Raw genomic sequence first — 11,827 nt, forward strand, 5'->3', positions numbered from 1 at the left:
GTCGCCGAGTTGGGCAGGCAATGCGAACGTCGCCTCGCCCTGGTCGTAGATGCCCTGCCCGGCGTAGTTCACCACCTTGCCGACGCTGAAGTACGTCTCGGGGGTCGTCGGTGACGTCGGGGTGGTGTCCTGTCCCTCGGTAGCCGGCGGCAGGTCGACGTCCTTGTTGGCGTCCGAGAGTAGTTGACGGATCAGGCTTTCCGTGACGTCGTAGTCACCCTCGCCGAACTTGACGTGGCGGACGGTGCCCGTAGCGTCGATGAGGTATTCGGCTGGCCAGTACCGATTGCGGTAGTTGGTCCAGGTCGCCAGGCTGTTGTCCAGCGCGATCGGGTACTGGATCTTCAGATCGGCGGCGCCGCTGGCGACGTTCGTGTCAACCTTCTCGAATCCGTATTCGGGGGAGTGCACACCGATGACTTCGAATCCCTTGCTCCGGTAGGCGTCGTACCAGCCGACGACGTGTGGGATGGCGCGCTGGCAGTTGATGCACGAGTACGCCCAGAAATCGATGAGGACGACCTTGCCCCGCAACGACTTCAGATCAATGGGTGCGCCGTCGGGGGTGTTCAACCACTTGGTGATGCCCTTGATGTCAGGTGCGATGCCGCAACTTTCGAGGTCCTTGCCGCCGTTGGAGCAGTTCGACAGCTGCGCGTTCTGATCGTTGACCAGACCGCCGAGGTTGAGCTTCTGCAGTTGTTCGTCGCCACCGACCTTCTCCTGCAGGGTTCCGGTGTAGTCGGGGATGGCGCGTTGCAGCACGGCGGGCAGATTGAAGACGAGTGCCACCGCCAACAGGATCGTCACGATGCCGGCGATGACCCGGATTTGGCGCTGGCGGTTGCGGAAGGCGGCAACGCGTTCGGCGACCCGACGACCGGCGAGTGCGAAGAACAGCAGCGGCAACGCGGCACCGACGGCGAACGACAGGGTGAGCGCAATGGTGTTCAACCCGATCGTGCCGGTGGCTCCTGCCACGACGATCGCGGCGAGAACGGGTCCCGCGCACGGCACGTACAGGACGCCGAGGGCGAGCCCGAGCCCGAAACCGCTCCTGCCGCTGCCGAACTGCCTCTGCGGCAGCTTGGAGAAGGGCTTCTCGAGAAGCGCCTCGAACTGCGGAAAGATCAGGCCGAGACCGATGGCCACCAGCGCGACGAGGGCGACCCAGCGGACGGCGTCCTGCGGCAGGTGCAGCAGCGACAGCAAGGCGGAGCCCAGCAGCGTGACGATGCTGAAGCTCAGCACCAGGCCGGCGATCACCAGGTACGGCCGCAAGGTTTGCGCACGCGTGGGAGCCACTTCGGTGGCGACCCCGCCGCCATCGGAGTCCCGCGCAGTTTGCGTGCCGGAGAAGAAGATCACCGGAAGCACGGGCAGGATGCACGGGGAGATACCGGTGATCAGGCCGCCGAGGAAGCCAATGGCGATCAGTGTGAGCATGTCTTCTATTCGTTGTCAGGGTTGCGCCGGATCGGGTGGAACGGCATGAGAAATATTACCCGTCAATGGTTTTCGTGGGGATTCGGGTCGAAGCGGCCGGGACGTGACAGGGCGGCCCGGCACGAAGCCGGACCGCCCTGGGTGAAGAGGTTGCTGGTTACATCGCCGGCGGTGCTGGCGGCATCAGTACGGTGTCGATCATGTAGACCGTGGCGTTGGCGGTCTGCACGCCACCGCACACCAGACCCGCGTCGTTGACCTTGAGGTTGGCGCCGCTACCGGTCACGGTCACCTCGCCACCCTCGACGGTCTTGTGCGTGCCCACGACCTGCGCGGGACTCAGCCGACCCGGGATCACGTGGTAGGTCAGAATGCTCGTCAGCAAGGGAGCATCGGTCTTGAGCGTCTCGATGGTCGCCGGATCGATCTTGGCGAACGCGTCGTCGGTCGGAGCAAATACGGTGAACTCGCCACCGTTGAGGGTGTCGACGAGGTTGACGTCGGGGTTCAGCTGGCCGGACACCGCCGCGGTCAGCGTGGTGAGCATGGGGTTGTTCGACGCCGCCACCGCGACGGGATCCATCGACATCCCTTGCACCGAACCGGGTCCGGTCGGCACCTCCTTGGCGTAGGCCGCGCAACTGGAGCCGACGAGGCCCGCCGCGGGATCGGCTTGGGCCACGCCGGACGATGCGAGCAGTCCGGCGATGGCCAGTGCTGCGATCGAGACGCCGGTGGCACCCTTCGTAATCTTTTCGTTCAACTTCATCGGATCAACTTTCTACGTTGGTTAACAGAAACGTCGGTATAACAGAAACGAAATGAATTCAGTTGTGGCGCTTATTACTTGGCCGGCGGCATCATCACGGTGTCGACCATGTACACGGTCGCATTGGCCGTATGGACGCCACCGCAGACCAGACCGGACTCATCGAACTTGAGCGCCTCGCCCGCACCGGTCACGGTGACCTCGCCGCCCTCGACCGTCTTGTGCTTACCGGCGACCTGAGCGGGGCTCAGCTGACCGGGAATCACGTGGTAGGTGAGAATGCTCGTCAGCAGGGGAGCGTCGGTCTTGAGCTTCTCAAGGGTGGCCGCGTCGATCTTGGCGAACGCGTCGTCGGTCGGCGCGATCACGGTGAACTCGCCACCGTTGAGGGTGTCGACCAGGTTCACGCCGGGGTTGAGCTTGCCGGAGACGGCAGCGGTCAAGGTGGTGAGGATCGGGTTGTTGGAGGCGGCGGTGGCGACCGGATCCTGCGCCATGCCCGTCACCGAGCCCGGCCCCTCGGGTACCTGCTTGGCGTAGCCGGCGCAGCCGGTGCCGACGAGGTCGGCCGCCGGGTCGGCGGCACCGGTCATGGCGGGCGCGCTCGACGTGCTGGTCATCACGCTGGAAGAGATGCTGCTGGCGCTGCTGGACACTCCACTCGCGGTTTCGCTCGCCTTGTCACTCGAACAGGCGGACGTTCCGAGGATGGCGACCGCGGTCAGTCCTGCTGCGGCAAGCGCCTTGTGAGTCGAATTCATGACGTCATCACTCCAATGTGTCTCAAGACGACGCGTGCCGCCGTCCTCGAGGGGCATTCGCGGTGATGTCGATCACGGATGGACTCGAGCTCCGGACGTCACATTCGCGTCACAACTCGATGGGAGTTCGCTGGGAATAGGCACCGGTCGCGTCGGCGGGCACAATGGTTCGGTGAGTTCTTCCGGAGGTCAGGAGCGCAGCGACCGGGGGAATGTGTCCGGAGGGCAGGGGCGCTTGCGCGTACTGGTCCTGGGCAGCACCGGTTCCATCGGAACCCAGGCACTCGAGGTCATCGCGGCGAACCCAGACAGGTTCGAAGTCGTCGGTCTGGCCGCAGGTGGCGGCAACCCCGAGCTGCTGGGCCGCCAACGCGAGCAGACCGGCGTCACCAACGTGGCCGTCGCCTCGGCGGCCGCCGCCGATCGACTCGGTGACGTCACCTACGTGGGGCCCGACGCTGCCACCCGACTTGTCGAGAACACCGCCGCCGACGTCGTGCTCAATGCGCTGGTCGGAGCACTGGGTCTGCGGCCGACCCTGGCCGCCCTCGAATCGGGTGCGCGGCTGGCGCTGGCCAACAAGGAGTCGCTGATCGCCGGTGGCCCGCTGGTGTTGAAGGCGGCCAAGCCGGGCCAGATCGTGCCGGTGGACTCCGAGCACTCCGCGCTGGCGCAATGTCTTCGTGGCGGTGCTGCCGACGAGGTTGCCCGCTTGGTCCTGACGGCGTCGGGTGGCCCGTTCCGCGGGTGGGCGGCCGCCGACCTCGAGGACGTCACCCCCGAACAGGCCGGTGCCCATCCCACGTGGTCGATGGGCCCGATGAACACACTTAACTCGGCATCGTTGGTCAACAAGGGTCTCGAGTTGATCGAGACGCACCTCTTGTTCGGCATTCCCTACGACCGGATCGACGTCGTCGTCCACCCGCAGTCGATCGTGCACTCGATGGTCACGTTCTTCGACGGGTCCACCATCGCTCAGGCCAGCCCGCCGGACATGAGGCTTCCCATCGCGTTGGCGCTCGGTTGGCCCGCGCGGGTTCCGGGGGCGGCACTGCCGTGCGACTTCACCACGGCGTCCACCTGGGATTTCGAACCGTTGAACGACGAAGTCTTCCCGGCCGTGGCGCTGGCCAGGGACGCCGGAACCCGGGGCGGTTGCCTGACCGCGGTCTACAACGCAGCCAACGAGGAGGCGGCCGCAGCGTTCCTCGACGGACGGATCCGTTTCCCCGCGATCGTCCGAATCATCGGCGAGGTGCTGCGCGGTGCCGACCAGTGGTCAGGAGAACCGGCTACCGTGGATGACGTACTGGACGCGCAGGACTGGGCCAGGGCCAGGGCCGCACGCGGCGTCGAGAAGGCAGCACAGGAGGTCGTAGGAACCCGATGATGTTCGTACTGGGCATTGTGCTGTTCGCGCTGGCCATCTTGGTGTCGGTGGCGCTGCACGAATGTGGGCACATGTGGGTGGCGCGCGCCACGGGGATGAAGGTGCGTCGTTACTTCGTCGGGTTCGGCCCCACGGTGTGGTCGACCATGCGCCCGAACAAGCTCGGTTACACCGAGTACGGCGTCAAGGCCGTTCCCCTTGGCGGGTTCTGCGACATCGCCGGGATGACGTCGGTGGACGAACTCGCACCGGAGGACCGCCCGTACGCCATGTTTCGCCAGAAGGTGTGGAAGCGCGTCGCGGTGCTCTTCGCGGGCCCAGGCGCGAACTTCGTCATCGGCCTGGTCCTCCTCTATGGCGTCGCCGTCGTGTGGGGACTACCCAACCTGCATCCGCCGACCACCGCCATCGTCGGCGAAACGGCGTGTGTGGCACCAGAAGTCACGAAAGGCAAGCTGGGCGACTGCACCGGTCCAGGACCTGCCGCGCTGGCAGGCATCAAGGCGGGCGACACGGTCGTCAAGGTCGGCAACACCGACGTGAAGAACTTCGACGAGATGGTTGCCGCCGTCCGCAAGCTCAACGCGCCCACGCCGTTCGTCGTGGAGCGCACCGAGAACGGTCGGATCACCGAGTTCACCACCACCGTGGACGCCACCAAGGTCCAGCGTTGGACCAAGGACGGCAATGGCGCCCCGTCGGAGGTGGGAGCCGTCGGCATCGCGGCCGCCCAGTTCGGGCCGACGCAGTACAACCCGTTGTCCGCCGTGCCCGCGACGGTCGCCTTCACCGGCGACCTGATGGTCGAACTCGGCAAGTCGCTGGCCAAGATCCCGACCAAGATCGGCGCGCTGTGGCATTCCATCGGCGGTGGTGAACGAGACCCGGAGACGCCGATCAGCGTCGTCGGCGCCAGCATCATCGGTGGCGACACCGTCGACGCGGGACTGTGGGTGGCGTTCTGGTTCTTCTTGGCCCAGCTGAACTTCGTGCTCGGCGCGATCAACCTGTTGCCGCTGCTGCCCTTCGACGGCGGCCACATCGCGATTGCCGTGTACGAGAAGATCCGCAATATGATTCGGTCGGCGCGCGGCAAGGTCGCCGCCGGCCCGGTGAACTACCTCAAGTTGATGCCCGCCACCTACGCCGTACTCGTCGTCGTTGGCGGCTACATGATCTTGACCGTTACCGCTGACCTGGTCAATCCGATCAGGCTGTTCCAATAGCCGTTAGAAAGAAGTCATCATGACCGTCGGTTTGGGTTTGCCGGCACCGCCGCCGCCGACGTTGGCCCCGCGCCGCAAGACGCGCCAACTCATGGTCCGCGACGTCGGGGTTGGGAGTAACTACCCCATCGCCGTGCAGTCGATGTGCACCACCAAGACTCACGACATCAACGCGACGCTGCAGCAGATCGCCGAACTGACCGCGTCCGGCTGCGACATCGTGCGGGTGGCCTGCCCCCGGCAGGAGGACGCCGATGCGCTGTCGGTGATCGCCAAGAAGAGCCAGATCCCGGTGATCGCCGACATCCACTTCCAGCCGAAGTACATCTTCGCCGCCATCGATGCGGGCTGCGCGGCAGTTCGCGTCAACCCCGGCAACATCAAGGAGTTCGACGGCCGCGTCAAGGAGGTCGCGAAGGCTGCCGGTGACGCAGGCATCCCAATTCGCATCGGTGTCAACGCCGGCTCCCTCGATGCCCGGATGATGAAGAAGTACGGCAAGGCGACCCCGGAGGCGTTGGTCGAGTCGGCGCTTTGGGAGGCCTCGCTGTTCGAGGAACACGGCTTCGGCGACATCAAGATCAGTGTCAAGCACAACGATCCGGTGATCATGGTTGCCGCCTACGAGCAGCTGGCCGCGCAATGCGACTACCCCCTGCACCTCGGCGTCACCGAAGCCGGCCCGGCGTTCCAAGGCACCATCAAGTCGGCGGTCGCGTTTGGGGCGTTGCTGGCCAAGGGCATCGGGGACACCATCAGGGTCTCGCTGTCGGCTCCGCCGGTGGAGGAGATCAAGGTCGGTACCCAGATCTTGGAGTCGCTCAATCTGCGTCCGCGTGGCCTGGAGATCGTGTCGTGCCCGTCCTGCGGGCGGGCCCAGGTCGACGTCTACAAACTGGCCAACGAGGTCTCCGCCGGACTCGAGGGCCTCGACGTGCCACTGCGTGTCGCCGTCATGGGGTGCGTCGTCAACGGCCCGGGTGAGGCGCGCGAGGCCGACCTCGGCGTCGCCTCGGGCAACGGCAAGGGCCAGATCTTCGTCCGCGGCGAGGTGATCAAGACGGTGCCGGAGCAGATGATCGTCGAGACGTTGATCGAAGAAGCGATGCGCCTTGCGGCCGAAATCGGCGAAGACCGCGCTTCAGAGGATGTCAGCGGCGCGCCCGTTGTGACCGTAAGCTGAGCATGACCCTGTGAGCGGGGTCACCGCCGCTGGAACGTTGTAGAAAAGACCGCGCGTTAGAAGGACCAGATGTCCGCTCCTCCACTGTTTCGGCTCGCCGACGAGCGACGCGTCACAGTGGTGCGTGACGCCGTCATCGTGCGCCGTGTCCTCGACGAGGATCCCGTGGGCTCTTGCATGGTCGCGTCGCGGGTTGCCGACCATGGCGTCGACCCGACGGCGATCGGCGGCGAGATGTGGACGCGGCGCCGCCCCAGCGACTCGCTGTGCTTTGCCGGTGCGAACCTGATCCCGTTGCGCGGTGAGGTCGACGATCTGGCCGCCTTCGCGGACAAGGCGATGAGCACCGCCCGACGATGTTCGTCATTGGTCGGCCGCACCGAACTGGTCATGCCCATGTGGCAACGCCTCGAAAGGGCTTGGGGCCCAGCGCGTGACGTGCGGGAGCACCAACCGCTGATGGCCCTTGCACACCCCCCGCAGTGCCCGATCGATCCGGACGTCCGCCCCGTGCGCATCGAAGAACTCGACGCCTATCTGGTGGCGGCGGTCGACATGTTCATCGGTGAGGTGGGCGTCGACCCCCGAATGGGCGACGGCGGCCGCGGTTACCGACGTCGGGTCGCTGGCCTGATCACCGCGGGCCGGGCGTGGGCGCGGTTCGAACACGGCCAGGTCGTGTTCAAGGCAGAAGTCGGCTCGCAGTCACCCGCGGTCGGGCAGATCCAGGGCGTGTGGGTCCATCCCGAGTGGCGGGGTAGGGGACTCGGGGCCGCTGGCACTGCCACTCTCGCCGGCGCGGTCGTCCGCAGTGGCCGCACCGCGAGCCTCTACGTGAACGGCTACAACACCGTTGCGCGTGCGACGTACGACCGGATCGGATTCAGCCAGGTCGGCATGTTTGCGACCGTGCTGCTCGACTGATCACGATTCAATCTCGGTGCGCCTCCCCGGAATGCGGTACCGACGCTCCTAACATCAGCCCCAATGGCATCACGAACCTCATCCGCATCACGAGTCACTGGGCTCCTGTCGGTCCTCGTCGTCGTGGCGGCGGCCGGCGGACTCACTGCCTGTACGCCCAAGCCGAACGGTCCAGAACCGGTGGCGACCGCGTTCTTCACCGCTCTCGCCAAGGGGGACACGGGCGCCGCCGCCGACCTCAGTGACCGCCCCACCGTCGCGAGGGCGGCGCTCAACGAAGCATGGGCGGGCCTTCAGGCCAAGGGGCTCGATGCTCAGATTCTCGGCTCGAAGTACGCCGAGGACACCGGCAGCATCGCCTACCGCTACACGTGGCACCTTCCCAAGAATCGCACTTGGACCTACGACGGTCAGCTCAACATGGTCCGCGAGGAGGGGCGTTGGGAAGTGCGCTGGAGTGCAACGGGATTGCATCCGAATCTCGGTGAGAATCAGACGTTCGCGTTGCGTGCGGATGCGCCGCCCCGCGCGTCGGTGAACGAGCGCGGCGGCAGCGACGTGCTGCGTCCGGGCTACCTGTACAACTACTCGCTCGATGCGAAGGCGGCCGGTGCCAACCTCATGCCGACCGCGACTGCCGTCGCCGATACCCTGCGGCGGTTCGACCCAGGCATGGATGCTCAGCGACTCGCCGAGACGGCGAGCTCGTCGGCGAAGCCGCTGGACCTCATCACGTTGCGCCAGGCCGACCGTGATGCGGTGGCACCCGCGATCGGTGGCCTGCCCGGTGTCGTCATCACCCCCCACGCCGAACTGCTGGCGACCGACGACCGCTTCGCGCCGGACATCGTCAACCAGGTGAAGAAGTCGGTCGTCGACCAGCTCGACGGACAGGCGGGCTGGCGGGTCGTCAGCGTCAACCAGAACGGTGGCGACGTCGACGTGCTCGACGAAACTCCGGGTGCGCCAGCACCTTCGGTGACGATCAGCCTTGATCGCGCCGTTCAGGACGCCGCCCAGGATGCCGTCAACATGGTCGGCAAGAAGGCCATGATCGTGGCGATCAAGCCGTCCACCGGTGAGATCCTGGCGGTCGCCCAGAACGCCGCCGCCGACGCGGACGGACCTGCGGCCACCACGGGCCTCTACCCGCCGGGGTCGACGTTCAAGATCGTCACCGCGGGTGCGGCCATCGACCGCGACATGGCAACGCCCAACACCCTTCTGGGCTGCCCCGGTCACATCGACATCGGGCAGCGGACGATCCCCAACTACGGCGGGTTCGACCTCGGCACGGTGCCCATGTCGCGCGCGTTCGCAAATTCGTGCAACACGACGTTCGCCGAGCTGGCGAGCCGGATGCCCCCACGCGGGCTGACGACTGCCGCCGCCCAGTACGGCATCGGGACCGACTACGTGGTCGACGGGATCACGACGGTGACCGGATCAGTGCCGCCAACGGTCAATCTCACCGAGCGCACGGAGGACGGTTTCGGCCAGGGCCGGGTACTGGTCAGTCCGTTCGGCATGGCACTGGCGGCCGCGACCGTGGCCGCCGGGAAGACGCCCGTGCCACAGCTGATCGAGGGCAGGCACACCGAGGTCTCGGGTGACACCCCGACCATCACGCCGAAGATGATCGACGGCCTGCGGCCGATGATGCAGCTGGTCGTCACGAACGGCACCGCGAAGGACCTGAACGGCAGCGGTGACGTCCGAGGCAAGACGGGGGAGGCCGAATTCGACGGTGGCTCGCACGCCTGGTTCGCCGGCTACCGCGGCGACCTCGCCTTCGCGGCGCTCATCGTCGGTGGCGGCAGCTCGGAGTACGCCGTGCGGATGTGCAAGGACATGCTGAACGGAATGCCCGCCGACTACCTGGCCTGAGTAATCTGGTCGCAGGAGGGCAAGCAATGACCAGCATCAACTCGGGTATCGGCCCTGACGCCGGCGGAGAAGCCCTAGTACTGCGCATTTCGGATGCCGACCGCAACGGCACGCTGCGCCGACTGCACAACGCGGTGGCGCTAGGACTGATCGACATCGACGAGTTCGAGGAGCGGTCGATTGCCGTGTCGCTGGCCCGCCTTCACTCCGAGCTCGCCGCGCTCGTCGAGGACCTGCCGGGGCCCGGCGCGATCGTCACGACGGCGACCGACCGGGTGGAACTCCGCGGTGTGCTTGGCTCGCTCAGGCGCCAGGGTGAGTGGATCGTGCCGACCAGATTGTCGTTGGTGCGGCGGATGGGGTCCATCGATCTCGATCTGACGAAGGCGCGGTTCGCCGGGCCGATCGTGGTCATCGAACTCGACGTGAAGTTCGGTTCGGTGGACATCCGGCTGCCCGATGGGGCCAGCGCATCGATCGACGACGTCGAGGTGGTCGTCGGGAGTGCGCGCGATCATCGCAAGGACGCGCCGGCGGAGGGATCGCCGCACGTCATCCTGACCGGGCGCAGTGTCTGTGGCTCGGTCGACATCCGCGGGCCGCGCCGCGCCGCGCTGGGTCGCTTCCGACGCGGCTAGCGAGCCTCGAGCACCGCGAACGTCAGCGTCGCCCGCGCCGCAAGCCGGTCTCTGCCGACGTCGAAGACGTCGACCGACGTGACGATCAGCCTGCGCCCGGCGCGCACGACGGTCGCGACAGCGCGGGCGGGTCCCTCGATGATCGGCGCAAGGTAGTGCACGTTCATGTCGGCGGTGGTGACGTCGTTGCCCGCCCCCGAGGCGTTGCCGGCCAACCGTCCTGCGGCGATGTCGATCAGAGTGGCCACCAGTCCGCCCTGCAGCGCACCGCGGACGTTGACCAGGTTCGGCCGGTTGTCCATCTCGATGACCATGCGCTCGGCGGTCTCCTCGACATCCCGCATGCCCAGCTGTCTCAGCAGGTGTTCCTCTTCGATCACCGCCGTACGGTAACACCATTACCGCTTTGCAAGAGCCCGCTTCTCACAGCCCTGCTTCAGCGTCTCGGCCGGCGACCCGAGAACGGCCGTCCAGTAGCAGTTACGCTGGCAGGATGGAAGTTCGTACCGCACTTCGCCCCGGCGAGCTGTCCCCGACGCTGCCGGTGCCCAAGTCGATACCGCGTCCCGAGTACGCCTGGAAGCCGACTGTCCGCGAAGGCACCGAACCGTGGGTGCAGACGCCCGAGGTCATCGAGAAGATGCGCGTCGCCGGGCGCATTGCGGCCAACGCCCTCGCCGAGGCGGGCAAGGCGGTCGCCCCGGGTGTCACCACCGATGAACTGGACCGAATCGCCCACGACTACATGGTCGACCACGGGGCCTACCCGTCGACGCTGGGCTACAAGGGCTTTCCCAAGTCCTGCTGCACGTCGCTCAACGAGATCATCTGCCACGGCATCCCCGACTCGACGGTCGTCGAGGACGGCGACATCGTCAACATCGACGTGACCGCCTACCTCGATGGGGTGCACGGCGACACCAATGCCACCTTCCTGGCGGGTGACGTCGCCGAGGAGCACCGCCTGCTGGTCGAGCGCACCCACGAGGCGACCATGCGCGCGATCAAGGCCGTCAAGCCGGGCCGTCAGCTGTCGGTCGTCGGCCGGGTCATCGAGGCCTACGCAAACCGCTTCGGCTACAACGTCGTTCGTGACTTCACCGGCCACGGAATCGGCACCACGTTCCACAACGGTCTGGTGGTGCTGCACTACGACCAGCCTGCGATCGACACCGTCATCGAACCGGGCATGACGTTCACGATCGAACCGATGATCAACCTCGGTGCGCTGGACTACGAGATCTGGGACGACGGCTGGACGGTCGCCACGGTCGACAAGAAGTGGACGGCGCAGTTCGAGCACACCCTGGTGGTCACCGACGACGGCGCCGAGATCCTGACGCTCGCCGGGTGAGCGGCGCGCTGCTGATCGCAGGCACCACGTCCGACGCGGGCAAGTCGATGGTCGTCGCGGGCCTCTGCCGGCTCTTGGCGCGCAAGGGCATTCGCGTGGCGCCGTTCAAGGCGCAGAATATGTCCAACAACTCGGCGGTGACGATCGAAGGCGGCGAGATCGGCCGAGCCCAGGCCATGCAGGCGCGGGCGGCGGGACTTGAGCCAAGCGTGCGGTTCAACCCGATTCTGCTCAAACCTGGCGGTG

General features: G+C 66.4%; 12 protein-coding genes. 8 read left to right on the forward strand and 4 right to left on the reverse strand.

All coding sequences use genetic code 11. The features are described 5' to 3' along the window. The 3 genes from QOD90_RS27075 to QOD90_RS27085 all read right to left on the reverse strand — a co-directional run. Window positions 1–1,446: cytochrome c biogenesis protein/redoxin (locus tag QOD90_RS27075; RefSeq protein ID WP_526354902.1), on the reverse strand; the 1,446-nt coding region annotated here is incomplete at its 3' end. A gap of 157 nt (window positions 1,447–1,603) precedes the next feature. Beyond that, on the reverse strand, window positions 1,604–2,215 hold the full coding sequence (locus QOD90_RS27080; RefSeq protein ID WP_526354904.1) for a fasciclin domain-containing protein: 612 nt from the start codon (window positions 2,213–2,215) through the stop codon (window positions 1,604–1,606). 74 nt (window positions 2,216–2,289) lie between these two features. Next, window positions 2,290–2,976: a fasciclin domain-containing protein gene (locus QOD90_RS27085; RefSeq protein WP_526354906.1), complete on the reverse strand. Its 687-nt coding sequence runs from the start codon at window positions 2,974–2,976 to the stop codon at window positions 2,290–2,292. Window positions 2,977–3,190: 214 nt separating this feature from the next. Between QOD90_RS27085 and dxr the strand changes: the two genes are divergently transcribed. The 6 genes from dxr (at window position 3,191) to QOD90_RS27115 (ending at window position 10,227) form a co-directional block, all read left to right on the forward strand. Continuing rightward, window positions 3,191–4,369: a 1-deoxy-D-xylulose-5-phosphate reductoisomerase gene (dxr, locus tag QOD90_RS27090; RefSeq protein ID WP_526354922.1), complete on the forward strand. Its 1,179-nt coding sequence runs from the start codon at window positions 3,191–3,193 to the stop codon at window positions 4,367–4,369. Then, the gene (locus QOD90_RS27095; RefSeq protein ID WP_526354908.1) at window positions 4,366–5,595 is read left to right on the forward strand and encodes a M50 family metallopeptidase; all 1,230 of its coding nucleotides are present in this window, start codon (window positions 4,366–4,368) and stop codon (window positions 5,593–5,595) included. The genes dxr and QOD90_RS27095 overlap by 4 nt, the downstream gene beginning before the upstream one ends. Window positions 5,596–5,614: 19 nt before the next feature. Beyond that, complete coding sequence (gene ispG / locus QOD90_RS27100; protein ID WP_526354910.1) at window positions 5,615–6,778, forward strand: flavodoxin-dependent (E)-4-hydroxy-3-methylbut-2-enyl-diphosphate synthase; 1,164 nt, start codon at window positions 5,615–5,617, stop codon at window positions 6,776–6,778. Window positions 6,779–6,847: 69 nt separating this feature from the next. Continuing rightward, window positions 6,848–7,702, forward strand: coding sequence for a GNAT family N-acetyltransferase (locus tag QOD90_RS27105; protein ID WP_526354912.1), 855 nt, complete (start codon window positions 6,848–6,850; stop codon window positions 7,700–7,702). Between the two features lie 63 nt (window positions 7,703–7,765). Next, window positions 7,766–9,589, forward strand: coding sequence for a penicillin-binding transpeptidase domain-containing protein (locus QOD90_RS27110; protein WP_526354914.1), 1,824 nt, complete (start codon window positions 7,766–7,768; stop codon window positions 9,587–9,589). A 26-nt stretch (window positions 9,590–9,615) separates the two neighbouring features. Next, on the forward strand, window positions 9,616–10,227 hold the full coding sequence (locus tag QOD90_RS27115; protein ID WP_526354916.1) for a DUF1707 domain-containing protein: 612 nt from the start codon (window positions 9,616–9,618) through the stop codon (window positions 10,225–10,227). On the opposite strand, the gene QOD90_RS27120 is transcribed toward QOD90_RS27115, so the two are convergent. Continuing rightward, entirely contained in the window at window positions 10,224–10,607 is a 384-nt protein-coding gene (locus QOD90_RS27120) for a PaaI family thioesterase (RefSeq protein ID WP_526354918.1), read from the reverse strand. The genes QOD90_RS27115 and QOD90_RS27120 overlap by 4 nt on opposite strands. Before the next feature lie 113 nt (window positions 10,608–10,720). Here QOD90_RS27120 and map point away from each other — a divergent pair, with 113 nt between their 5' ends. Together map and QOD90_RS27130 are read left to right on the forward strand one after the other, a co-directional pair. Further along, window positions 10,721–11,581, forward strand: coding sequence for a type I methionyl aminopeptidase (gene map, locus QOD90_RS27125; protein WP_526354920.1), 861 nt, complete (start codon window positions 10,721–10,723; stop codon window positions 11,579–11,581). A gap of 47 nt (window positions 11,582–11,628) precedes the next feature. Beyond that, window positions 11,629–11,827: nucleotide-binding protein (locus tag QOD90_RS27130; protein WP_526354924.1), on the forward strand; the 199-nt coding region annotated here is incomplete at its 3' end.

The organism is Mycobacterium sp. (assembly GCF_032161845.1).
GTDB lineage: Bacteria > Actinomycetota > Actinomycetes > Mycobacteriales > Mycobacteriaceae > Mycobacterium.